This is a genomic window from Enterobacter sp. P82 (assembly GCF_037053385.1).
Classification (GTDB): Bacteria; Pseudomonadota; Gammaproteobacteria; order Enterobacterales; family Enterobacteriaceae; genus Enterobacter.
In genome coordinates, this window is the sequence record NZ_JBALHX010000006.1 from 56,820 (window position 1) to 80,509 (window position 23,690).

Sequence of the window (23,690 nt, forward strand, 5' to 3'; positions counted from 1 at the left end):
AAATAGTAATGGATGGCGCCATCCGACGCCATCCGGAAGGCGTTACTCGATATTCTGGATCTGCTCGCGCATTTGCTCAATCAGAACCTTAAGTTCAATCGCTGAGTTAGTTACCTCGGCATTGATCGACTTAGACGCCAGGGTGTTCGACTCGCGGTTGAACTCTTGCATCATAAAGTCCAGACGACGGCCCACAGCTTCTTTCTTCTTCAGGATGTTGTAGGTCTCTTTGACGTGCGCTTCCAGACGATCCAGCTCTTCAGCTACGTCAACGCGCTGCGCCATCAGCACCAGCTCTTGTTCCAGACGGTTATTTTCCAGCTGAACTTCGGCTTCTTCCAGTTTGGCGACCAGGCGCTCGCGCTGCCATTGCAGCACTTCCGGCATATGGGTGCGCACTTTCGCTACTTCAGTGCTAACGCCTTCAAGACGCTGCTCAATCATCGCCTTCAGTGCCTGACCTTCGGTTTCGCGGGCAACGATAAAGTCATCCAGGGTGCTGTCAAGGGCACTGAGAATTTCAGCGGCAATGGCATCCAGGTCCTGCTCACCGGCGGCCATGACGCCTGGCCAGCGCAGAATATCAACCGGGTTGATTTCGCCTTCATCGCTCTGCATTTTGACCCAGTTCGCTGCATTAACGAGCTGTTTTGCCAGTTTTTCGTTGAGGATCAGTTCGCCCTGCGCGCTGGCATCAGGCTCAAAACGCAGGTTACATTCCACTTTACCGCGCGTCAGACGAGTACGAATACGCTCACGTACGACTGGCTCAAGGCTGCGGAACTGCTCCGGCATACGGAAATAGGTTTCCAGATAGCGCTGGTTTACCGAGCGCATTTCCCAGGTAGCGCTACCCCAGCTACCCTTGATTTCACGCCGGGCGTAGGCGGTCATACTGCGGATCATAGATATTCCCGTTTTTAAAGGAGAGATGGGGGGATTATAGCTTTCGGGGGCTTCTCAGGATAGGAATAAGCGTCCTTTATCCGTATAATGCGCAGCCACATTCGTTTCAAGCCGGAGAATTCATCATGCGTCCAGCAGGTCGTAGCGCCAATCAGGTGCGTCCCGTCACCCTGACCCGTAACTATACAAAACACGCTGAAGGCTCCGTGCTGGTTGAGTTTGGTGACACTAAAGTGCTGTGCACCGCGTCCATCGAAGAAGGCGTTCCGCGCTTTCTGAAAGGTCAGGGTCAGGGATGGATCACGGCTGAATATGGCATGCTGCCGCGTGCGACCCATACCCGTAATGCCCGCGAAGCGGCAAAGGGTAAGCAAGGCGGCCGTACCATGGAGATTCAGCGTCTGATCGCGCGTGCGCTGCGCGCTGCCGTTGACCTGAAAACCCTCGGTGAATACACCATTACCCTTGACTGTGACGTGATTCAGGCAGACGGCGGTACGCGTACGGCGTCGATTACTGGCGCGTGCGTAGCGCTGGCCGATGCCCTGAATAAACTGGTTGCAGCCGGTAAGCTGAAAACCAATCCAATGAAAGGGATGGTCGCAGCCGTTTCCGTGGGTATCGTTAACGGTGAAGCGCTTTGCGATCTGGAATACGTGGAAGATTCCGCTGCCGAGACGGACATGAATGTGGTGATGACCGAAGACGGTCGCATCATTGAGGTGCAGGGCACTGCAGAAGGTGAGCCATTCACCCATGAAGAACTTCTTACCTTGCTGGCTCTGGCCCGAGGGGGAATCGAATCTATCGTAACGACGCAGAAGGCGGCGTTAGAAAATTGATTTTAAAGGCGACTGATGAGTCGCCTTTTTTTTGCCTGTAAGACAGAAAAACCAAAGGAGCAAATCCATGAAATCGTATCAGCGCCAGTTTATTGAGTTTGCGCTTAACAAGCAGGTACTTAAGTTTGGCGAATTTACGCTGAAATCCGGGCGTAAGAGTCCCTATTTCTTCAACGCCGGGCTGTTTAATACCGGGCGCGATCTGGCATTGTTAGGCCGTTTCTATGCCGAAGCGCTGGTGGATTCCGGGATTGATTTTGACCTGCTGTTTGGCCCGGCCTACAAAGGCATTCCGATTGCGACCACCACCGCGGTGGCACTGGCAGAACATCATGACCGCGACGTGCCATACTGCTTTAACCGCAAAGAGGCCAAAACCCACGGTGAAGGTGGGAATCTGGTCGGCAGCGCGTTGCAGGGCCGCGTGATGCTGGTCGACGATGTAATCACCGCAGGTACAGCAATTCGTGAATCAATGGAAATTATCCAGGCCAATGGCGCGACGCTTGCAGGCGTGCTGATTTCTCTGGATCGTCAGGAACGTGGTCGCGGTGATATCTCTGCCATTCAGGAGGTGGAGCGCGATTACAACTGTAAAGTGACGTCGATTATCACCCTGAAAGAATTGATTGCGTATCTGGAAGAGAAGCCTGAAATGGCGGACCATCTGGCAGCGGTACGCGCATATCGCGAAGAGTTTGGCGTGTAATGTTATTGCCCGGAAGCGCTACGCTTACCGGGCCTACGGCGTTACTGCAACTGGGCAGTCACTAACGGCCAGCGGGCGTCAAAATCGTCCGTTGGACGGTATTTGAATTCGCTACGTACAAAGCGGGAGAGCATCCCTTCACAAAACGCCAGAATCTGGCTTGCCAGCAGCGTCTCATCCGTGTTGTAACCTTCCCCCTCACGCATTTTCTTCTCGCGCAGAACCTGGCGCAGTTGCGCTTCAATACGCTCGAAAAGTTGGTTAATGCGGCCCTGCAGTCTGTCCTGCTCAAACATCAGGGCATGACCGGTCAGGATACGGGTTAAGCCCGGATTGCGTTCACCAAAGCCCAGGATTAACAGCACAATCAGACGCAGACGCGCAGTGGTGTCTTTTTCGTCTTTCAGAATCAGGTTGATGCGCGTGATCAGGCTGTCTTCGATAAACTCGATCAGACTGTCAAACATCCGGGTTTTGCTGGGAAAATGACGATACAGCGCCGCCTCAGACACGCCTACAGAGGCGGCCAGTTTCGCGGTGGTGATGCGTTGACTGCCATCGCTGGATTCAAGCATCAGAGCCAGAGATTGAAGTATTTCTTCGCGACGATTCCTTTTCGCGGTTTGTTTTTCTGCCATGTTACAAAATACCCCTGAAAATAAGCACTTGCCAGGCTGGCATCCACACAGCGACCGCAAACTGAGGCTTGCGGTTTGTTATTGCATTATGGCGCTGTGGGACGCGTATTTATTGGGCGATTATTTACGCCCGGAATGGCCGAAGCCGCCTTCGCCACGGTCGGTGGCGTCAAAGTCTGCCACCAGGTTAAATTCTGCCTGTACCACAGGTACGAAGACCATCTGCGCGATACGCTCGCCAGGTTCAATGGTGAAGCTGTCCTGACCACGGTTCCAGACGGAAACCATCAGCTGACCCTGATAGTCGGAGTCGATCAGGCCGACCAGGTTACCCAGCACAACGCCATGCTTATGGCCCAGGCCAGAACGTGGCAGGATCACTGCGGCGAGTGATGGGTCAGCAATGTGGATCGCCAGACCCGTCGGGATCAGAGTAGTGGCACCCGGAGCCAGTTCTACGGCGTCATCGAGACAGGCTCGCAGGTCAAGTCCGGCAGAGCCGGAGGTGGCATAGGTTGGCAGCGGAAATTGCTCGCCAACACGCGGGTCCAGAATCTTAACGTCGATTTTTTTCATCATAACGGGTAACGATCTCGTCCAGTAATTGTTGGCCCAGGAGTTCCTTGCGCTCAAGCGGTAAGACTTTATCTCCATCCTGCCAGAAAAGGTGCAGTGCGTTGCTGTCGCTGTTAAATCCTTGCGTGGCCAGCGATACGTCGTTCGCGCAAATCAAATCGAGGTTTTTGCGGGTACGTTTTTGCCGGGCATATTCTTCCACATTATTTGTTTCTGCGGCAAACCCAACAACGTAAGGTCGATGGCTTTTTAGTGCGGCGACACCGGCAACGATATCCGGGTTTTTCACCATTTTTATTGTTAATTCATCACCTTGCTTTTTGATTTTAGCCTCGGCGATGGTCTCGGCGCGATAATCTGCGACGGCCGCACAGCCGATAAAAATCTGTTGGTTTTGCGCATGTGCTTGTACTGCGGCTTCCATTTCCAGCGCGGTAGTCACATCAATGCGCTGAACAAACGGCGGTGTAGGTAATGAGACCGGGCCGCTCACCAGCGTAACGTTCGCACCGCGCTTTGCCGCCGCTGCCGCAATCGCAAAGCCCATTTTACCGGAGCTGTGGTTAGTGATGTAACGCACCGGATCCAGCGGTTCACGCGTTGGGCCCGCGGTAATCATGATATTGAGATGTTGCAGATCGTTGACAGGGGAAAAATGGGCTGCAGCCATATCAACAATAGTCAGCGGGTCGAGCATACGTCCTGGGCCGATATCGCCACAGGCCTGACTGCCGCTATCCGGTCCCCAAATTAACAGGCCACGAGCGGCCAGCGTCTCCAGATTATGCTGGGTGGCGGCATTGCGATACATCTGCTGGTTCATCGCGGGTACGACGGCGACGGGGGCAGGCGTGGCCAGGCAAATGGTTGAGACCAGGTCATTTGCCATGCCGGCCGCCACACGAGCGATTAAATCCGCTGTCGCTGGGGCAAGAATAACCAGGTCAGCCCATTTCCCAAGCTCAATATGACCCATCGCAGCTTCAGCTGCCGGATCAAGCAGGCTGTCAGATACCGGATATCCTGAAACGGCCTGCAGACTCAATGGAGTGATAAAGGCTTTACCGCCTTCGGTGATCGCGACCCGCACATCGGCCCCGCGCTCACGCAGACGACGCACCAGTTCCGGCGCTTTATAAGCAGCAATACCGCCGCTCACGCCAAGAACGATTTTTTTACCGGCCAGGCTCATCATGATTCTTTCCTGTTGGGGGTTCACCAGAGAGCGGGCATTTTATCACAATCCCTAATATGGGGTGATTTTGTCCTTCGGACACTTTGCGAGGCGTTACGCAAGACTGCAACGTCGCCGTCGAGCGCCTGTCTGGCTTGTGGCAGCATGAGAGGAAAAGGGAGAAAGAGCATGGAAGAAGAGGATGAGCAGTTGCTGCCGCGCGAAAAACTGCTGCGTTATGGAGTAACCCTGTTAAAAGACGATGAGCTCCTGGCGCTCTTTTTACGTACCGGCACGCCCGGAAAAACGGTATTTACGCTGGCAAAAGAGCTGATAGGGCATTTTGGTTCACTGTATGGCTTGTTGACTGCCGATCTGGCTCAGTTTAAGCACGTCGAGGGGATCGGCGTGGCGAAATATGCTCAATTGAGGGGCATTGCCGAGCTTGCTCGGCGTTTTTACAATGTCCGTCTGGAAGAAGAGGATCCGGTTCTGACGCCAGAAGGCGCGCGTGAATTCTTGCAAAGCCAGCTGGCCGATGCGGAGCGTGAGATCTTTATGGTGATCTTTCTCGACAACAGAAACCGGATACTGAAACATAGCCACCTCTTTTCGGGCACATTGAGCCACGTTGAGGTACATCCGCGTGAAATTGTGCGGGAAGCGATAAAAGTGAATGCAGCCGGCGTGATCCTCGCGCATAATCACCCTTCTGGCTGTGCACAACCGAGCAAAGCTGACAAAGAAATCACCGAACGCATTATCAAATGCTGTCAATTCATGGACATTCGTGTGCTGGACCATCTGATAATTGGCCGCGGAGAGTACATTTCTTTTGCAGAACATGGCTGGATTTAGGCTATTTCTCGCGATCCATCGGGATCTTTGTCTGTTCGGGACTTGAGCACACCGCCGAGTCAGCGTATACTACGCCACCTTTGAGAATCTCGGGTTTGGCATTTGGGCCTGGCAATCGAGAGTTCACTTAGAACTATGCGATGACCGGGCTGTAAAGCCTGACGAGGCGCCGATACCCCATACGAAGCTCGAGCTAATTTGATTTTTGGAGAATAGACATGTCCCGAGTCTGCCAAGTTACTGGCAAGCGTCCGGTGACCGGTAACAACCGTTCCCACGCACTGAACGCGACTAAACGCCGTTTCCTGCCGAACCTGCACTCTCACCGTTTCTGGGTTGAGAGCGAGAAGCGTTTTGTCACCCTGCGTGTATCTGCTAAAGGTATGCGTGTAATTGATAAGAAAGGCATCGATACAGTTCTGTCTGAACTGCGTGCCCGTGGCGAAAAGTACTAAGTACTTAAAGAGGAAATAAATCATGGCTAAAGGTATTCGCGAGAAAATCAAGCTGGTTTCTTCTGCTGGTACAGGTCACTTCTACACCACCACGAAGAACAAACGTACTAAGCCGGAAAAACTGGAACTGAAAAAATTCGATCCAGTTGTACGCCAGCACGTACTGTACAAAGAAGCTAAAATCAAATAATTTTAGTCTCCTTGTATTGAAAAACCCCGCAACTGCGGGGTTTTTTGCATTCTGTATCTCAACGGAGGAACCATGCCAGAATTACCAGAGGTAGAGACCAGCCGCCGCGGTATTGAGCCGCATCTGGTCGGTGCGACTATTCTTCATGCGGTTGTCCGTAATGGGCGTCTTCGCTGGCCGGTTTCCGATGAGATCCATGCGTTAAGCGACAAACCGATCCTCAGCGTTCAGCGTCGCGCCAAGTATCTGCTGCTGGAGCTGCCCGACGGCTGGATTATTATCCATCTGGGGATGTCCGGTAGCCTGCGTATCCTCACTGAAGAACTGCCAGCGGAAAAGCACGACCACGTCGATCTGGTAATGAGCAACGGCAAAGTGCTGCGTTACACCGACCCAAGACGCTTTGGTGCATGGTTATGGACTAAAGAGCTTGAAGGTCACAGCGTGCTGGCACATCTGGGGCCAGAACCCCTCTCAGAGGCGTTTAATGCGGAATACCTGAAAGAGAAGTGTGCGAAGAAGAAGACCCCGATTAAGCCCTGGCTGATGGATAACAAGCTGGTGGTCGGCGTGGGGAATATCTATGCCAGTGAATCACTGTTTGCTGCCGGGATCCATCCTGATCGGTTGGCCTCTTCACTGTCGGCGCAAGAGTGCGAGCTGCTGGTGAGGGTGATTAAAGCGGTGCTGCTGCGTTCCATTGAGCAGGGTGGAACAACGTTGAAGGATTTCCTGCAGAGTGACGGTAAGCCGGGGTATTTTGCTCAGGAACTACAGGTGTATGGCCGTAAAGGTGAGCCATGCCGCGTGTGCGGAACGCCGATTATCGCAACGAAGCACGCCCAGCGCGCTACGTTTTATTGCCGTCAGTGCCAGAAATAGGGCTATTTTAATTTTTCCATCAACGCCTGATGGACGTTAACCGGCAGGAAATGGGTCACATCACCGTGATGACGTGCAACTTCTTTCACCAGCGTAGAAGAGATAAATGACCACTCTTTGGAAGGCATCAGAAACACGCTTTCCAGCTCCGGCATCAGGTGGCGGTTCATGTGCGCCAGCTGCATCTCGTACTCAAAATCTGCTACTGCGCGTAAGCCACGGATCAGGATATTAGCCTGCTGGGCGCGGGCGAAATTAGCCATCAGGTCACTGAAGCCCACCACCTCAACGTTCGACAGATGAGAGACCGCATCGCTGGCGAGCGCCACACGTTCGTTGAGATCAAACATTGGTTTCTTGCTGGGGCTGGCGGCTATCGCCAGAATCACCTTGTCGAACATACTTGCCGCACGGGTGATGATATCAAGATGACCGTTAGTGATCGGATCAAAGGTACCTGGATAAATCGCTCTTGTGCTCATGGCTCACGTTTTCTCTGAGTAGCCGCGGCTAAGCGCCCACAGCTCGGTGTATTTGTTGAAAGTATACTGGGCATTCACCACCGCCAGTAACCACCCCTGTTTACCATCCAGCACACCACCACGTAGCAGGAGCGTTTTCAAGAACGCGCCCAGCGTGTGGGTGAAGATACCGGTCAACGTGGCCTTCTTGCCGCGCTGATGACGCTCCTGCGCCCATGCAGTGGCATAGTTGAGTTGTTTGCGCTGGAAGCTGGAGAAGTCGCGGCAGGTCAGGTGCAAGAGATCGCCCGTCAGAGGAACGACAGTCGCGTTATCGCATGCCAGGGATTCATGCACCAGGTTATCGTTGTACTGATAACGCTCGCGCTCGTACAGGCGCATCACGCGGTCAGGGTACCATCCGCTGTGGCGCATAAACCGGCCGAGAAAGTAGTTACGACGCGCGATGCTGTACACCGCACCTGGCTGCGGCGCAGAGAGCACACTCTGAATCGCCTGCTGGAGTTCTGGCGTGACGCGCTCGTCGGTATCGAGCATCAGGACATAATCGCCGGTGGCATACTCCTGCGCGCGCTGGCGCTGGATGCCATAGCCTTGCCAGTCTGTGTCGATAAAGACCTTTGCGCCCGCAGCACGGGCAACATCCACCGTGTTGTCCGTGCTGCCGGAATCAAGCACGACAATTTCGTCAGCCCAGGCGACAGAGGCCAGGCAATCGGGAAGCAGGTCGGCGGCGTTTTTGGCGATCATCACGACCGACAGACGCTGAGACATTAGTGGCTCCGCTGAGGCAGATAAGGTTGCAGAAGCTGCAGCAGACGGGTCAGTGCGCCCTGGTTCTGATGCAGCACTTCGACGGCATGGCGACCGTACCACAGACGGTAATCTTCGTCGGTCAGTAAGGTCGAAACCTCTTTGACCACCGAGTCCGCATCGGTCACGGTAATTAAACCATCGGCTTGCTGCAATTTAGCGCAGATATCTTTGAAATTAAATGTATGCGGCCCCATCAGCACCGGAATTGCATGTGCCGCAGGTTCCAGCGGGTTATGACCACCGCGCTCGACCAGACTACCGCCGACAAAGGCGAGGTCGGCAATGCCGTACAGCAGCATCAGTTCGCCCATCGTATCGCCAATCACCACCTGGGTGCTGCTAGACGGGATCTCGCCGCTGCTACGCAGGGTGAAACTGAAACCGCCTTTTTGCACCATCTCGCGGGCGTCTTTGAAACGTTCCGGGTGACGAGGCACCAGAATGAGCAATAAATCCGGGAATTTTTCCAGCAGCTTACGGTGTGCTTGCAGGATGATCGCTTCTTCGCCGTCGTGGGTACTGGTCGCAATCCAGACCTGACGACGCGGCGCCCACTGGCGGCGCAGTGTCACCGCTCGGGCAGCGAGTTCAGGTGTGACCGAAATATCGAATTTCAGACTGCCGGTTACCGCGAGCTGATTGCGCTTAAGACCAAGAGAGACAAAGCGTGCGGCATCTTCTTCATTTTGCGCGGCAATCAGCGTGATCTGGCTCAGCAGGCGGCGCATAAATTTGCCCAGCTTGCCGTACCCTTTCGCCGAGCGTTCTGACAGGCGCGCGTTGGCAATCACCAGCGGAATTTTACGGGCGTGCAGGGCGGAAATCATGTTTGGCCACAGCTCGGTTTCCATCACGATCACAAGCTTTGGGCGAACAGTTTCGAGGAAACGGTTCATGGCGCAGGGCAGGTCGTAGGGCAGATAGACGTGATGCACGTCTTTACCAAATGCGGACATCACGCGCTCAGAGCCGGTTGGGGTCATGGTGGTGACGGTGATCGGCAAAGAAGGATAACGATGGCGCAGGGCGCGTACCAGCGGAATAGCCGCCAGCGTTTCGCCAACGGAAACGGAATGCAGCAAAATACCGTCCGGCGCGACTTTATTGCGGCAGAAGCCATAGCGCTCAGCCCAGCGTTTACGATACGCAGGTGCTTTACGGCTACGAAGCAACAGTCTCAGCCACACCAGTGGCTGAATGATGTAGAGCAGGGCGGTATACAACAATTCCAAGCGATTATCCGTTTTTTTAGTTTCGGCGGGCAAATTCTAAGCATTTAAGCCAGGTAAAGCTATCTCTTATGCCAGATACCGCTTTAAACGGAAATAACGGCGACCCAGGCGCCAGTGCTGGCGAAGCCCACGGGCGTTTTTCCAGATAAGCGTCCAGATCCCGCGATCGAACAGTTCCTGAATAATTTCACGCTTTTTGGTGGCATCACCAATGTTGTTAATCGCGTGCAGGATACCCAGACCCTCTTTCGCGATTTGCCACTGACAGGCAGGTACACGGCGTACGGCATCCGGGTAGCGCTGGTTGATAACGTCCAGCATCTCAAGGATTTTCATATAGTGACGCGCGTTACGCATCCGCGTGTCATCCGTGCCTGGCGTGTGTGATACCGAGGCGGAATGGATGAGATAGTCGTAGAACGTTTCGTCGGTGTACTGAACGCGTTTTGCGGTAAGCAGCACTTCGGTCGTCCACGGGATATCCTGATGACGCAGTCCATGCTCAAACGTGAACCCCTGCGCTTTAATAAAAGCGTGGCGGTAAATATTCAGCCAGGTCACATGCAGGAATTTACGCGAAGCCAGCGCGCGCTGAAGCCAGGTTGGGCCGTCCAGCACGTCGGTGGATTGCAGCTTGTCGGACGGGAAGATTTTTTTCGACGGTCTACCGTCATCATAAATATAGGTGCCGTTACAGGTGGCAACGTCGAGATCGTTTTTCTTCGCCATCTCAAGCAGGCGTGGGTACATTCCCGGATAGATCACATCGTCGATGTCCGGAAACGCGATATATTCGCCAGTTGCCTCTGCCAGACCGGTGTTACGGGCGGCAGAGACGCCCTGGTTGGCCTGTTCGATAACCTTGTAATACGGGAATTCACTGGCATATTGCGCAATGATGGCCGCAGAGTTATCGCTTGACCCATCGTCCACAACGACCAGTTCCAGACTGTCCAGATGTTGAGCTTTGATGCTGTCGAAAAATGCACTCAGGAATTTTTCACCGTTATAGACGGCGACTACAAGGCTCAATAAAGGTGTGTCGGACATGCTTTCTCCGTTGTGTTCAGGGCAGGCCACCCATGTTGGTGGTACCATTCGTGCTGTATTATATCCAGTGGATACTAAAAACATATGCCTGGGGGGACAAAGATCCCCTCAGGCGGCAAATTAGCGTCATGCTGGCGAGATTCTTAACAGGAAATGTATGCATATTGTTCACACTGAAGCAGACGGCGGCAAAGGCGGACAGCCTCTGCGCATTATTAACGAATCGCTCGGGATGATTCAGCGTGGCCATCAGGTGACCCTTCTTTGCCCGGAAACTGCTCCGCTGCATACGCTGGCGCGTGATGCTGGGTTGACGGTTGTCACGATGCCGTTGAAACGTAAGAACCTTAAAAACCTGCAGTTACTGCGCCGCTGGCTGAAGGATAACCGTCAGTCTATTGATGTCATCAATAGCCATAACTCTGCCGATACCTGGCTGGTGGCGCTGGCGAATCTGACGCTCTCTAATCCTGTGCCGCTGGTGCGTACCCGCCATGCTTCAGGCGTACCGCGTAATAACTGGACGACGCGCTGGCTGTTCCGTAAAGCCTGTGCGCATATCGTGACAACCGGCGAAGCGCTGCGTCATCAGGTGGCGAATATTGGTGTTCCGATGTCCCAGAGTACGTCGGTGCCAAGCGGTGTCGATACGCAGCGTTTCCGTCCGGGAGATAAGCACGAAGCCCGTGCGCATTGTGGTTTGTCGCAGGAGGATTTCTGGCTGGGTGTGGTGTCGCATCTGCGTCCGAACAAAGGCCATAGCGTACTGCTTCGCGCCCTGGCGAAAATCGACAATCCGCAGATTAAGCTGGCGATCGTCGGTGAAGGTCCGCATAAAGCGACGCTGGAACAGGAAATTGTCGCGTTGGGATTACAGCAGCGTGTGGTGATGGCGGGGCATCAAAGCGATCCGGAGAGCTGGTTCCCGGCGTTTGATATTGCGCTGAGCCCTTCACACGATATGGAAGGTGTACCCCAGGGCGTCCTGCAATCGCTGGCATCTCGCATTGCCACCATCGCGACCGATGCCGGCGGGACGGGTGATGCGGTGATTGATGGCCAGACCGGGATTCTGGTCGCACAGCGTGATGAAAATGCGCTGCACGATGCCATCGTTAAGCTGTATGACGACGCATCCCTTCGCGAGAAGCTGGCGCAGCAGGGTTATGATTACCTGAGCACCCACTTTACTCGCGAATGTATGCTGGACGCGATGGAGAAAGTCTTCTCTGAAGCGGCTCAGCGCAGCAGATCGCGATAAAGCGCCTGTAACTCTTTTGCCATTCTGTCCAGGGTGTAGGGTTCAGCTGTTGCGCGCGCCGCCGCTGAATAATCAACACCCTGGTCACGGCCTTTCAGCCACTGGGCGATAGCCTGCTGGTAGCCTTCACTGTCCAGCGCATCACGCACCCAGCCGTTCTGTCCTTCAGTTATCCACTCTGCCGCGCCGCAGCCATGGCTGGTGAGCAGCGGCAGACCGCAGGCCAGCGCTTCCACGCAGACATTCGGGAATGGATCGTAGAGCGTCGGCAGGATCAGCGCGTCCGCCGTGCCGTAAACTTCCCGCACATCCGCAACCGGCCCCAGGAAACGCACGCGTGATGCAACGCCGAGCGTCTGTGCCAGCTTTTCAAATTTGCGTGCGTGCTTATCGCGACCGGCAACCAGTAGCCAGACGTCAGAATGCGGGACAATAGCCCGTAGCGCGGTGGTCACGCCTTTACGGCTGAAGCCAGACCCGACATACGCCAGCACTGGCGCATCCTCCGGGATGCTGAGCGCAGTACGCTGCGATAACGAGCGGACATTCGGGCTGAAATGCGCCGTATCCACGCCGTTGTAGATAACGGTCAGTTTGTCATCCGTCAGCGCGAAGCGGCGGGCGATGTCATCGCGCACCATCTTTGAGTTACAGATCACCTTGCGCAGTTGCGGATGGGTAAACATCTGCGCTTCCGCCTGCAAAATATAGCGGTGGTAACGGCTGAATGACTGCGCCCAGCGCGCCAGCGGCGACAGAATGCGGCCATACTGCTCAAGCCAGGTGGCGTGTACGCCGTCGCCTGCGCGGAAAATAGTTGCCCCGGGAATACGCTCATGACTTTGCACAATATCGAACTGAGCAAAATGCGAGGCCGCTTCCACCGCAAACCCGGATTCACGGGCGATACGGTTACGAAACGGCGGATTTACCGTCAGCGTTTTCCAGCCTGACGCATCTTCCCACTGGCGGGCAATCAACGTGACATCCAGGGTGGTGTCCTGGGCCAGCACGTTTAAGGCGCGGGAAACGAAACGCTCCGCGCCGCCGTTGGGGTTGTAGGTCTGTCGGACGATCGCCAGCTTCATGCCGGATATTCCAGCAGAAGGGTATCAATGGCGCTCAGCACCTGTTGCGGGGTAATGGCGGTGATGCAGTCGGAAACGCCTCCATCACCGCAGCCCGCCTTACCGCAAGGCTGACAGGTAAATCCGGCTGTGATCACGCGGTAATTTACCCCCCACGGCGACCACTTGATTGCCCCGGTTGGGCCAAAGATAGCCACGGTCGGGGTCCCCACGGCACTCGCGAGGTGCATCGGCATGGAGTCAACGCCGAAGTAGATACGCGCGTGCTTCATCAGCGCGCCCAGCTCTTTCAGGTTCAGCTGTCCGCTTAAATCAAACACCGGCTGGGTAAGCGCAGCGCGCAGCTCATCCATATACGCGGTTTCTTCTTTCGACGGCGCGGCAGAGAGGATGATCGGCAGGCCACGAGACGCCAGATTATCAATCGTAGCTGCCAGTTTTTTGATATCCCAGGCCTTAAACATCCAGCGCGACGTCGGGTGTACCAGGATGTAGGATTTACTCTCCAGGCCAAACCCGGCCAGTTTCTCAGCGACGGAGGTTTCCGCCGCATCGCCCGGTACAAACAGGGTATGTTTGTCTTCAGATGACTGCGGGTGGATCCCGATCCGGCGCAGGGCGTCCAGGTTCACTTCCACCATATGACGGCTGTTATCCTGAATCGCCGGGTAGAGCGTAGTGAAGGATTTCACCCAGCGACGACGTGCCAGGCCACTGCGTTTATCCGGCTTAAAGCCAACGGAGATGCGCGGCTTCAGTCGACGCGCCAGACGCGCGCCATGCCAGTGTTCGGTCAGGTTAATCAGCACATCGTACTGACGCCCTTTGAGCGTATTGACCAGGACGCGATACAGACGGAATTGCTCGAACCAGCCCTTTTTGCGCCAGTTGCGACCAATGGTATGTACCTGATCGATATGCGGATGGCTGGTCAGCATCGCCTGCGTGTCGTCGTAGACCAGCGCGTCGACTTCAACGTTTGGCCAGTTCTTTTTCAGTACGGTAAAGACCGGTGAGGTAAGCAGCACGTCACCGTGGTGACGCAGCTTAATGATCAGCACGCGCTTCGGTGGGCGCTCCGCTGAGAAAAAATCAGACATAGGCTCTCTCTGCTGCCAGCAAAGGCTCTAATTGTGCAAATACCGCAGCGGCACTAAGGTCGCTCAGCTGCGATGAATGTTCCGGGCGGCAGACATGTTGATTTTTTCCGTAGCCGCCGATAAGACCCGGGTCCGTTGGGCCGTAAAGCGTAATATTAGGTCTATCCAGCGCGGCCGTCAGGTGGCTCAGGCCAGTATCAACCGATACCACTGCCGTAGCCCCCGCCAGCTCTTGTGCCACGCCGTCGAGCTTCATGCGTGGCAAGACGTCCACATAATCAAATCCTTCCGCCAGGCGTCTGGCGCGCGCTTCTTCATGCGGAGCCCCCCACGGCAGTTTGATGCGCAAACCTGCTGTGCACAGTAAACCAATCAGCTCACGCCAGTGGGTTTCCGGCCAGTGTTTGTCATCCCGGGTAGTTGCATGGAGGAAAATCAGATAAGGGGAGCTATTTTGCCGTGAATTGTGAAGAAAATGCTGTGAAATGGCGTAATCACCCTGCACTTCAGGTTTTGTATAGCCCAGGCTTTTGGCAAACAGTTCACGGGTGCGTTCCACCGCGTGCTGCTGCTTTGCGATAGCGTGGCGACGGTTATAGAACAGGCTCGCCAGCGGTTCACGGGCGCTGTGCCAGTCCATGCCGTGCTTTACGCCGCGTGCCAGTCGTGTTACCAGCGCGGCGCTTTTGACCAGCCCTTGCGCGTCGATAATGGCATCGTACTGCTGAGCCTGCACTGCATCGCGAAACGCTTTGCGTTCGGCTTTAATCGGTGCCGAGAACCACGCCTTACGCCAGCGGCGGATAGCCACCGGGATCACACGGTCGACCGCTTCATGCCAGGTGGGGATCTGCGCGAAGCCTTCTTCCACCACCCAGTCAAAACGAATGCCGGGAATGGCCAGCATGGCATCCGTCAGGGACGGCAGCGTATGCAGAACATCGCCCATCGAAGAGGTTTTAACGATCAATACCCGCATCCGTTATCCTTCTTCGCTCAACAGCAGTTCGTTAAGCTCTTCCTGCACGCGTTGTGGCGTGATGTCGATCAGGCTCTGGTGATAGCCTTCCGCCGCATCGCCTTTACGCACTTTGTGGTAGCCGGTGATCAGGCGAATGACACGCGCTTTGTGGGACAGCGGCGGGGTAAAGTCCGGGCTGCTTGGGCCATACAGCGCAACCAATGGGCGATTTAGCGCTGCGGCGACGTGCATCAGACCGGAATCGTTAGTGACCACGGCTTTACAGGCGGCAATCAGGATAACTGCCTGTTCAAGTTGAGTTTCTCCGGCCAGATTACGACACCAGGCCTGTTGTTCAGTGCTGAGCGCGGCGAGGATTTCGTTACCTGCTTCGTGGTCTTTTGCCGAACCGAACAGGACAATTTGATAGCCTTCGTCAATCAGCTGTTTTGCCAGTTCTGCGTAGTGATAGTGCGGCCAGCGTTTTGCCGGACCGAACTCTGCGCCAGGACAGAAGCCGATCATCGGACGTTCAGACGAAATGCCAAAGGCGTTGCAGGTCTGGGATTTTTCACCGTCATTAACCTGCAACTGTGGCCACAGCAGTGGTTGTGGCAGGTCTTTCGCACTGCGCATCACGCCTTTGTCGTAGGCCAGTGCCACATAGCGCTCCACCATCAGCGGCCAGGCCTCTTTATCCAGCACCCGGGCGTCGTTCAGTAGACCGTAACGCATTTCACCACGCCAGCCGGTGCGATGAGGCACGCCTGCAAAGAAGGGCACCAGGGCAGATTTGAAGGAGTTGGGCAGCACGTAAGCGCGATCGTAGCGCTTGTCGCGCAGGCTATGGCCGAGCTTGCGGCGTTCGCCGATTTCCAGCGCCCCGTGGCCGAGCGGCATCGGGATCGCCTCGTTAACTTCCGGCATACGCGATAACAACGGACGGCACCATGCAGGTGCCATCACGTCGATTATCGCCTGGGGATAGCGCGCCTTGAGCGTGCGATAGAGACTTTGCGACATCATCATGTCGCCCACCCATGACGGGCCGATCACCAGTATCTTCATGCTTGTTTCTTACGCGTCGCGGTTCAACCAGACCATATATTCCGTTACGCCTTCGGCAACGGTCTTGAACGGCTTGTCGTAGCCTGCTGCGCGCAGGTTAGTCAGATCAGCCTGAGTGAACGCCTGATAGCGGCCTTTCAGTTTATCCGGGAACGGAATGTACTCAATGCTGCCTTTTTTGTGGTACGCCAGGGTAGCGTCTGCAACAGCCTGGAAGGATTCCGCACGGCCCGTACCCAGGTTAAAGATGCCAGACACGCCGTTTTCCCAGAACCACAGATTCACTGCGGCAACGTCGCCTACGTAGACGAAGTCACGCTTGAAGCCGTCGCTGCCTTCGAACAGTTTCGGACTTTCACCATTATTCAGTTGGGTGTTCAGATGAAACGCGACGCTTGCCATGCTGCCTTTATGCCCTTCGCGCGGCCCGTACACGTTGAAGTAGCGGAAGCCTACAATCTGGGAGTTCGCTTCAGGCAGAACCTGACGAACGTATTCGTCGAACAGGAACTTAGAATAACCGTAGACGTTCAGCGGCTGCTCATATTCGCGGGATTCGATGAAGTCTGACGTGCGACCGCCGTAGGTTGCTGCAGAAGAGGCATACAGGAACGGAATTTCACGCTCCAGGCAGTAGTGCAGGATCTCTTTAGAGTACTGATAGTTGTTGTCCATCATGTACTTGCCGTCCCACTCGGTGGTGGAAGAGCATGCACCTTCGTGGAAGATAGCTTCGATTTCGCCGAACTCTTCACCTGCCATAATTTGGATAAGGAAGTCTTCTTTATCCATATAGTCAGCGATGTTCAGATCCACCAGGTTGACGAACTTGGTGCCATCTTTCAGGTTGTCAACCACCAGGATGTCGGTGATGCCTTTGTCGTTGAGAGCCTTAACAATATTGCTGCCGATAAAGCCTGCGCCGCCGGTAACGATGATCATAACTGTACCTTTGAAGTGTGGGGCCCGGGGACAATCCCGGACGCTAATGTGCTTATCATATCATTAGTATGGCTGCCCTTCAGCCATTCACCGACATAGCGCAAGGGTACACGTGATTTATGCTGCAAAAACGAGAAGAGATAATGTGTCATCTCGTCATGAACTATAGGTTTGGGTAATATGTCCCGAAATTTGCCGAGTCTGGAGAATTGCAATGCGTGGTGATTTTTACAAACAGTTAAATAGCGACCTCGAAACTGCACGTGCAGAAGGGTTGTTCAAGGAAGAGCGTATTATCACGTCTGCTCAGCAGGCGGACATCACCGTTGCCGATGGCAGCCATGTGATCAACTTTTGTGCGAATAACTACTTAGGTCTTGCGAATCACCCTGAGCTGATTGCCGCTGCGAAAAACGGCATGGACACCCACGGTTTCGGTATGGCCTCCGTGCGCTTTATCTGCGGCACACAGGACAGCCACAAGCAGCTTGAGAAAAAGCTGGCGAGCTTCCTCGGAATGGAAGACGCGATTCTGTACTCCTCCTGCTTTGACGCCAACGGCGGTCTGTTTGAGACCCTGCTCGGCGCAGAAGATGCGATTATCTCCGACGCCCTGAACCACGCATCCATCATCGACGGCGTTCGTCTGTGCAAAGCGAAGCGTTTCCGTTACGCCAACAACGACATGGTTGAGCTGGAAGCGCGCCTGAAAGAAGCGCGTGAAGCGGGCGCTCGCCACGTGCTGATCGCCACCGACGGCGTGTTCTCCATGGACGGCGTGATTGCCAACCTGAAAGGCGTGTGCGATCTGGCGGATAAATACGATGCGCTGGTGATGGTTGATGACTCTCACGCGGTCGGTTTTGTCGGCGAAAATGGTCGTGGTTCCCACGAATACTGCGACGTGATGGGGCGTGTGGACATCATCACCGGTACGCTCGGTAAAGCACTGGGCGGTGCGTCTGGTGGCTATACCGCTGCGCGTAAAGAGGTGGTTGAGTGGCTGCGTCAACGCTCCCGCCCGTACCTGTTCTCCAACTCCCTGGCACCAGCCATTGTTTCTGCCTCCATCAAAGTGCTGGAGATGGTGGAATCAGGCGCTGCGCTGCGCGACCGTCTGTGGTCCAACGCCCGTCTGTTCCGTGAAAAAATGAGTGCCGCAGGCTTTACCCTGGCCGGTGCTGACCACGCGATCATCCCGGTCATGCTGGGTGATGCGGTAGTCGCACAAAACTTTGCCCGCGAATTGCAAAAAGAAGGGATTTACGTCACCGGGTTCTTCTTCCCGGTGGTACCAAAAGGTCAGGCGCGTATCCGCACCCAGATGTCTGCGGCGCATACGCCTGAACAAATTGAACGTGCGGTGGAAGCCTTTACCCGCATCGGAAAACAGCTGGGCGTAATTGCCTGAGGACGTGTGATGAAAGCGTTATCCAAACTGAAAGCGGAAGAAGGGATTTGGATGACCGACGTGCCGGAGCCGGAAGTCGGTCATAACGATCTGCTGATCAAAATTCGTAAAACGGCTATCTGCGGTACTGACGTTCACATCTACAACTGGGACCAGTGGTCGCAGAAAACCATTCCGGTACCGATGGTGGTGGGTCACGAATATGTCGGCGAAGTGGTGGGTATCGGCCAGGAAGTAAAAGGCTTCAAAATTGGCGACCGCGTCTCCGGTGAAGGCCATATTACCTGCGGCCACTGCCGTAACTGCCGCGGTGGGCGTACGCACCTGTGTCGTAATACCATTGGCGTGGGCGTAAACCGTCCGGGCTGCTTCGCGGAATACCTGGTGATCCCGGCGTTTAACGCGTTCAAAATCCCGGATAATATCTCTGACGATCTGGCCTCCATCTTCGACCCGTTCGGCAACGCGGTACACACGGCGCTTTCATTTGACCTGGTCGGTGAAGATGTGCTGGTTTCCGGCGCAGGCCCAATCGGGATTATGGCGGCAGCGGTGGCGAAGCACGTTGGTGCGCGAAATGTCGTGATTACCGACGTGAATGAATACCGTCTGTCACTGGCACGCAAAATGGGCGTGACCCGCGCGGTGGATGTCTCTAAAGAGAGCCTGAGCGACGTAATGGAAGAGCTGGGCATGACCGAAGGCTTCGACGTAGGCCTGGAGATGTCCGGCGCGCCACCGGCGTTTCGCACCATGCTGGATACCATGAACCACGGTGGTCGTATTGCCATGCTGGGTATTCCACCGTCAGACATGTCTATCGACTGGAACAAGGTTATCTTCAAAGGGCTGTTCATCAAAGGCATCTATGGCCGTGAGATGTTTGAGACCTGGTACAAGATGGCTGCACTGATCCAGTCTGGCCTGGATCTGTCGCCAATTATCACTCATCGTTTCTCCATTGATGAATTCCAGCAGGGCTTTGACGCAATGCGTTCAGGCCAGTCCGGGAAAGTTATCCTGAGCTGGGATTAACCTGCTCTCAGGCACCCGTTTTTACGGGTGCCCTTACACTTTTTAGCGGTTTGACTTTCCAGGGGTTACTTGTTAACTTCTGGCGAATTTTTCTCCACAGAGTCTTCTCCGCGCGTTCATTCTTGCAGTCATAATGATTACGTCAGGAAAGATTTTGCCAGGCTAATCAGGCTATTATGTCCACATTGTTTTCGCAGAAGTTGGTTAACACCCCTCCACGGCTTGCCGCTTTTTTAACGGTAGTAATTTCTCTGCTAATAGTCATTGGCGTTAATATTATCCATGCCAAATATAATGCGGTGATTAACCGTACGCTGGTTTTTGCACTGATATTGCTGACACTGAAATGTATAAACAATAAATTAATCAGAAATGTACTGGCGATTATTTTATTAATTCCGGTTGCGGCAGATATTACTTTACAGTTATACGCATGGAATAATTTCAATTCAGCGTTTAGCTATGGGTTTGCCCTGAGCGTACTCAACACGACATCAGGTGAAGCAAGTTCGATGCTCGGCTTGTACTGGCGCGATTGTCTGACCTTTATTGCCTTGTCTGCATTATTTATTTATACCGCCAATACCAGCATGTGGCCTGTCGCACCGCGTTTTCGTCGCTGGCCAGCCATCGTACTTGTCGTCACGCTGCTGTCTTTTTATGGTCAGGCGTTACAGCACCAGCTCCGGAAAAGCAGTGTTGAAAGTCTGGCGCAGCGTGTGGTTCAGGCGACGCCTGTTAGCACGGCAAAAGTTTTCATGCAGGCGATTGAAGATAATGCAGTAGTCGCCAACATCGGTAATAACATCCCTGATTATAAGATCGCGCTAACCGAAACCGGCATCGAAAATTATGTGCTGATCATCGGCGAGTCCGAGCGTACGGCAAATATGGGTATCTATGGTTATCAACGAGATACTACACCGGAGCTGGAGAAGCAAAAATCGCAGCTTTTATTGTTCCGTAATGCTGTGACGCCAGCACCGGTTACAATTATGGCCGTGCCACTGGCTTTGACCGCGGATACCGTGAATGCGCGCGATCCGAAAAAATATGGCGATAACGTCATCAATATCGCGAATAAGGCGGGATATGATACTTACTGGTTTAGTCGTCAGGGCAAGGGTGGGGCGCATAACAACGTCATCACCGGAATTGCCATGAACACCAGACAGCATGAATGGATTGACGGCGGCTACGATGAAGACCTCCTGCCTCTGTTGCAGAATGCGCTTAAAACACCGGGCAAAAAACTGATCGTCCTGCATTTATATGGAAGCCACGAGCCTTCCTGTCGACGCTTCCCGGCCAGTGAGGCGGTGTTACACGGTGATAATGAAGCCGATGATTGTTATGACAACTCGGTGCGCTATACGGATAAGTTGATGGGCAAGGTGTTTAGCTTGCTGGAAAACTCACGCTCTTCGGTCATGTATTTCTCCGATCATGGACTGATTCGCGATCCGAAGCGCGCCGTAGCTTACTCTCACGGTAACGTTAATCCTCCGCGAGAAGCTCTGCATATCCCGGCGTTTATCTGGTATGGACAACAGGTTGACTCCGATAAAAAGTATACCGGAGATTACAATACCGTTTGGTCTGCTGATGACGTTAATACGCTTGCTGAACTGTGGCTTGGGATCCACCGTCAGGGAGAGCCTGTTCAGTCGGTACAGTCCTGGCTTGCGGGTTACAATAAGGATGTTACCGTGCTGGACACAACCGGGAAGTCCTATGACTGGCGTAATATTCGTTAACACTGGTGCGGTAAACTTGTTTTTAGCAGTGTGCTAGCCTGCTTTACCTTTTAATAAATGGAATGATGATGATTAATATAGAGCGAGATAGGATCCAATTTGCATTGCTACAATTACTCTTCGGGCTGTGTGCTATTGCTTTTGGTTGCGTAGTGGTTTCACCTAATTTATCCGCTAAGATTTTGGGCCTGGCGGGTATAACCGCATTAGTGATTTTCTTGTTGGATATTAAAAACTTCAGAAAGAATGATGCATTCTGGCTTTGTCTGGTTCTGCTGATCATCGGGGTTTGCGATCTGATCTGGTACCGGATGTATAAGGTTGATAGCGAAGCGATCAACTCGTATCGCGCTTACCTGGAAGTCGGGAAAATCTGCCTGTTTGGGGCTTTCTCCATTTTTGTGTTTGTAAACCGTAATCAGCTCAAAGTAGGCTGCAATAAGATCCATATGTTACTGGTCATCGCATTGCAATTGATGATCGTTGCCTACGCCGGGTACCAACATCTGTTTCTTGAAAACCAAAGGGTAACGCTCTCCCTTGCTGGTGGTGCGGATGCGACAGGCGCCGCTTATACCATTGCATTTATCTCGTTCTACACGATTCTGGTGCTACAACACAGTTCAAGCAGATGGAAAGAACTGTTTATCCTCGGGCACTTTTTTATTACCTTCCTGGTACTGGTGGCGACAGAAACGCGTGCTGCCATTCTGACCTATCCGATTATTTTCTTCGGTTTGCTGGTGGTTAAGCTGTACAAGGAAAAGCATATCCCGTGGAAGGGGGTATCTGTTTTCCTGATCGCTTTGCTGGTTGGTGTGTTCATGATGAAAGACAATCTGATAAAGCGTTATAATGACTTTAACAATGATATTGTTTCCTATGATAAAGCAAACAGTGTCACTTCGGTTGGTGCCCGTTTAGCGATGTGGAAGACGGGGCTGATTGCGTCTAAAAATAATTATTTATGGCAGTCTACAGATGAGAGAAACACCATAATCCGGGAAGAAATAAAAAAGGATCCAAGCTTGTCAGGTGCACTTGGATTCATTCGCGGACATCTTCATAATGAAATCGTTGAAACGCTTTCTGTAAAAGGACCTTCAGGCCTTATTCTTTATATCTTGTTTGTAATATCGCTTGGCTGGTATGCACTGTGTAAACGTAAAAGTATTATTCTTTTCGCTTTCCTCGTTTCGATAGTTATGTTTGGAGTGGGCGGTGTAATGTTCTATTCTAAAACAACCCCTGTAGCCTGGATGCTGACACTTATAATGTCGATCGTTTTCCTGGAACAAAACAAACATCGAACGGTCATTAAGTAATCATTTTGATTCTCCATCGGGAAAAAGGTATTCTCCTGATGGAGAAATACCTTTTACCAGACGAGCCCGCCATGAACGAACTGATTTCAGTAATCATCACCACTTACAACAGAGAGGAGTTGCTGGAACGCGCAATTCGTTCAGTTATTGCTCAGACATATCCTGCGGTAGAACTGGTTATTGTTGATGACTGTTCTAATGAAAAAACCGCACAACTTATTGAGCGTATGCGCGCGGAGTGTGAAGCGCGCTTCGTGCATTTCACCTACGAACGTAATGAGAAGAACAGCGGTTCCAATTTCAGCCGCAACCGGGGTTACGCACTCTCGCACGGCGTGTTTGTCACCGGTCTGGATGACGACGACTATTTCCTCCCTGAGCGTTTATCAAAGCTGGTTTCGCGCTACGATGAAAACTATGCCTTTGTCACGGATACGCCTGCCAGACTGGACAAAACTCACCGCACCTATCCAGATACCAACGATAAAAGAATAATTGGTTTACAGGATATCCTCTGTGAAAACGTGGTGGGTAATCAGGTACTAACAACAAAAGAGAAACTGTCAGGTGTGGGTGGTTTTTCCCCTGAGATTAAACAACAGCAGGATCGCGATGTCTGGATTAAATTAATCCTGAAATATGGTCCTGGTATTAAATACAGTTTTAGCACTGCCATGGTGGATGCTGAGCACGGCAGTAACCGAATTACCTCGCAAATTAAAAAATATAATGCTTACCGGAAGCTCTATTTTAAATATCGTGAGCATATGTCCGATGAAACCAAAAGCAACAACCTGTTCCAGCTGATGTCTTTCCGTGGTTTTAAATCTTCTCGCATGAACTGTTTATTACGCGGGCGTAAAAAAGATGCCAAGCTGAGAATGAAACTGCTGCGCCGGACATTAAAAGAGATGTTCAGGGGTGCATAAGGG

Annotated in this window: 25 protein-coding genes; 12 read left to right on the forward strand and 13 right to left on the reverse strand. The window is 53.3% G+C overall.

The annotated features are described in order from the left end of the window. Positions 1-42: 42 nt before the first annotated feature. Positions 43-906 (reverse strand): YicC/YloC family endoribonuclease, encoded by an 864-nt coding sequence (locus tag WB237_RS20185; protein ID WP_028017852.1) that lies wholly within the window; start codon positions 904-906, stop codon positions 43-45. A gap of 125 nt (positions 907-1,031) precedes the next feature. On the opposite strand from WB237_RS20185, the gene rph reads away from it, so the two are divergent. Both rph and pyrE read left to right on the forward strand, forming a co-directional pair. After that, positions 1,032-1,748 carry a ribonuclease PH gene (gene rph, locus WB237_RS20190; RefSeq protein WP_028017853.1) on the forward strand — a complete coding sequence of 239 codons (717 nt, stop codon included), beginning with the start codon at positions 1,032-1,034 and terminating at the stop codon, positions 1,746-1,748. A gap of 67 nt (positions 1,749-1,815) precedes the next feature. Further along, positions 1,816-2,457: an orotate phosphoribosyltransferase gene (gene pyrE / locus WB237_RS20195; RefSeq protein ID WP_114978984.1), complete on the forward strand. Its 642-nt coding sequence runs from the start codon at positions 1,816-1,818 to the stop codon at positions 2,455-2,457. A 41-nt stretch (positions 2,458-2,498) separates the two neighbouring features. On the opposite strand, the gene slmA is transcribed toward pyrE, so the two are convergent. The 3 genes from slmA to coaBC form a co-directional block, all read right to left on the reverse strand. Further along, complete coding sequence (gene slmA, locus WB237_RS20200; protein WP_336215830.1) at positions 2,499-3,095, reverse strand: nucleoid occlusion factor SlmA; 597 nt, start codon at positions 3,093-3,095, stop codon at positions 2,499-2,501. 120 nt (positions 3,096-3,215) lie between these two features. Continuing rightward, the gene (gene dut / locus WB237_RS20205) at positions 3,216-3,674 is read right to left on the reverse strand and encodes a dUTP diphosphatase (RefSeq protein WP_015570042.1); all 459 of its coding nucleotides are present in this window, start codon (positions 3,672-3,674) and stop codon (positions 3,216-3,218) included. Next, complete coding sequence (coaBC, locus tag WB237_RS20210; protein ID WP_028017856.1) at positions 3,652-4,863, reverse strand: bifunctional phosphopantothenoylcysteine decarboxylase/phosphopantothenate--cysteine ligase CoaBC; 1,212 nt, start codon at positions 4,861-4,863, stop codon at positions 3,652-3,654. The genes dut and coaBC overlap by 23 nt, the downstream gene beginning before the upstream one ends. Positions 4,864-5,034: 171 nt before the next feature. Here coaBC and radC point away from each other — a divergent pair, with 171 nt between their 5' ends. The 4 genes from radC (at position 5,035) to mutM (ending at position 7,230) form a co-directional block, all read left to right on the forward strand. Next, positions 5,035-5,703 carry a RadC family protein gene (gene radC, locus WB237_RS20215; protein ID WP_336215835.1) on the forward strand — a complete coding sequence of 223 codons (669 nt, stop codon included), beginning with the start codon at positions 5,035-5,037 and terminating at the stop codon, positions 5,701-5,703. 218 nt (positions 5,704-5,921) lie between these two features. Further along, positions 5,922-6,158, forward strand: a complete 237-nt coding sequence (gene rpmB / locus WB237_RS20220) for a 50S ribosomal protein L28 (protein WP_002436699.1) — start codon at positions 5,922-5,924, stop codon at positions 6,156-6,158. A gap of 22 nt (positions 6,159-6,180) precedes the next feature. Further along, positions 6,181-6,348 (forward strand): 50S ribosomal protein L33, encoded by a 168-nt coding sequence (gene rpmG / locus WB237_RS20225; RefSeq protein WP_003024094.1) that lies wholly within the window; start codon positions 6,181-6,183, stop codon positions 6,346-6,348. 72 nt (positions 6,349-6,420) lie between these two features. Beyond that, a complete protein-coding gene (gene mutM / locus WB237_RS20230; protein WP_119936365.1) occupies positions 6,421-7,230 on the forward strand; it encodes a bifunctional DNA-formamidopyrimidine glycosylase/DNA-(apurinic or apyrimidinic site) lyase in 810 nt (269 codons plus the stop codon). Positions 7,231-7,232: 2 nt separating this feature from the next. On the opposite strand, the gene coaD is transcribed toward mutM, so the two are convergent. The 4 genes from coaD to WB237_RS20250 form a co-directional block, all read right to left on the reverse strand. Beyond that, a complete protein-coding gene (gene coaD / locus WB237_RS20235) occupies positions 7,233-7,712 on the reverse strand; it encodes a pantetheine-phosphate adenylyltransferase (RefSeq protein ID WP_114978980.1) in 480 nt (159 codons plus the stop codon). A 3-nt stretch (positions 7,713-7,715) separates the two neighbouring features. Continuing rightward, positions 7,716-8,486, reverse strand: a complete 771-nt coding sequence (locus WB237_RS20240) for a glycosyltransferase family 2 protein (RefSeq protein ID WP_336215840.1) — start codon at positions 8,484-8,486, stop codon at positions 7,716-7,718. Further along, positions 8,486-9,760, reverse strand: a complete 1,275-nt coding sequence (gene waaA / locus WB237_RS20245) for a lipid IV(A) 3-deoxy-D-manno-octulosonic acid transferase (RefSeq protein ID WP_028017861.1) — start codon at positions 9,758-9,760, stop codon at positions 8,486-8,488. Before waaA ends, WB237_RS20240 begins: the two co-directional genes overlap by 1 nt. A 66-nt stretch (positions 9,761-9,826) precedes the next feature. Continuing rightward, positions 9,827-10,810, reverse strand: a complete 984-nt coding sequence (locus tag WB237_RS20250; protein ID WP_028017862.1) for a glycosyltransferase — start codon at positions 10,808-10,810, stop codon at positions 9,827-9,829. Positions 10,811-10,967: 157 nt separating this feature from the next. Here WB237_RS20250 and WB237_RS20255 point away from each other — a divergent pair, with 157 nt between their 5' ends. Beyond that, on the forward strand, positions 10,968-12,071 hold the full coding sequence (locus WB237_RS20255) for a glycosyltransferase family 4 protein (RefSeq protein WP_049006988.1): 1,104 nt from the start codon (positions 10,968-10,970) through the stop codon (positions 12,069-12,071). On the opposite strand, the gene WB237_RS20260 is transcribed toward WB237_RS20255, so the two are convergent. From WB237_RS20260 to rfaD, 5 genes are read right to left on the reverse strand one after another with little or no spacing between them, the layout of a single operon-like run. After that, entirely contained in the window at positions 12,050-13,159 is a 1,110-nt protein-coding gene (locus WB237_RS20260) for a glycosyltransferase family 4 protein (RefSeq protein ID WP_336215845.1), read from the reverse strand. The genes WB237_RS20255 and WB237_RS20260 overlap by 22 nt on opposite strands. Next, complete coding sequence (gene rfaQ, locus WB237_RS20265; protein WP_336215847.1) at positions 13,156-14,259, reverse strand: putative lipopolysaccharide heptosyltransferase III; 1,104 nt, start codon at positions 14,257-14,259, stop codon at positions 13,156-13,158. The genes WB237_RS20260 and rfaQ overlap by 4 nt, the downstream gene beginning before the upstream one ends. After that, a complete protein-coding gene (gene rfaC, locus WB237_RS20270; RefSeq protein WP_336215849.1) occupies positions 14,252-15,238 on the reverse strand; it encodes a lipopolysaccharide heptosyltransferase RfaC in 987 nt (328 codons plus the stop codon). Before rfaC ends, rfaQ begins: the two co-directional genes overlap by 8 nt. A 3-nt stretch (positions 15,239-15,241) precedes the next feature. Then, entirely contained in the window at positions 15,242-16,288 is a 1,047-nt protein-coding gene (gene rfaF / locus WB237_RS20275; protein ID WP_336215851.1) for an ADP-heptose--LPS heptosyltransferase RfaF, read from the reverse strand. Positions 16,289-16,297: 9 nt separating this feature from the next. Beyond that, entirely contained in the window at positions 16,298-17,230 is a 933-nt protein-coding gene (gene rfaD / locus WB237_RS20280; RefSeq protein WP_028017868.1) for an ADP-glyceromanno-heptose 6-epimerase, read from the reverse strand. A 214-nt stretch (positions 17,231-17,444) separates the two neighbouring features. On the opposite strand from rfaD, the gene kbl reads away from it, so the two are divergent. The 5 genes from kbl to WB237_RS20305 all read left to right on the forward strand — a co-directional run bounded on the left by kbl (position 17,445) and on the right by WB237_RS20305 (position 23,687). Then, a complete protein-coding gene (gene kbl / locus WB237_RS20285; protein ID WP_128348858.1) occupies positions 17,445-18,641 on the forward strand; it encodes a glycine C-acetyltransferase in 1,197 nt (398 codons plus the stop codon). A gap of 9 nt (positions 18,642-18,650) precedes the next feature. Further along, positions 18,651-19,676: an L-threonine 3-dehydrogenase gene (gene tdh, locus WB237_RS20290; RefSeq protein WP_028017870.1), complete on the forward strand. Its 1,026-nt coding sequence runs from the start codon at positions 18,651-18,653 to the stop codon at positions 19,674-19,676. Between the two features lie 176 nt (positions 19,677-19,852). Beyond that, positions 19,853-21,433, forward strand: coding sequence for a phosphoethanolamine transferase (locus tag WB237_RS20295; protein WP_336215856.1), 1,581 nt, complete (start codon positions 19,853-19,855; stop codon positions 21,431-21,433). 62 nt (positions 21,434-21,495) lie between these two features. Beyond that, positions 21,496-22,758 (forward strand): O-antigen ligase family protein, encoded by a 1,263-nt coding sequence (locus tag WB237_RS20300; protein ID WP_336215858.1) that lies wholly within the window; start codon positions 21,496-21,498, stop codon positions 22,756-22,758. A gap of 71 nt (positions 22,759-22,829) precedes the next feature. Continuing rightward, positions 22,830-23,687: a glycosyltransferase gene (locus WB237_RS20305; protein ID WP_028017873.1), complete on the forward strand. Its 858-nt coding sequence runs from the start codon at positions 22,830-22,832 to the stop codon at positions 23,685-23,687. The last annotated feature ends 3 nt before the right edge of the window (positions 23,688-23,690 follow it).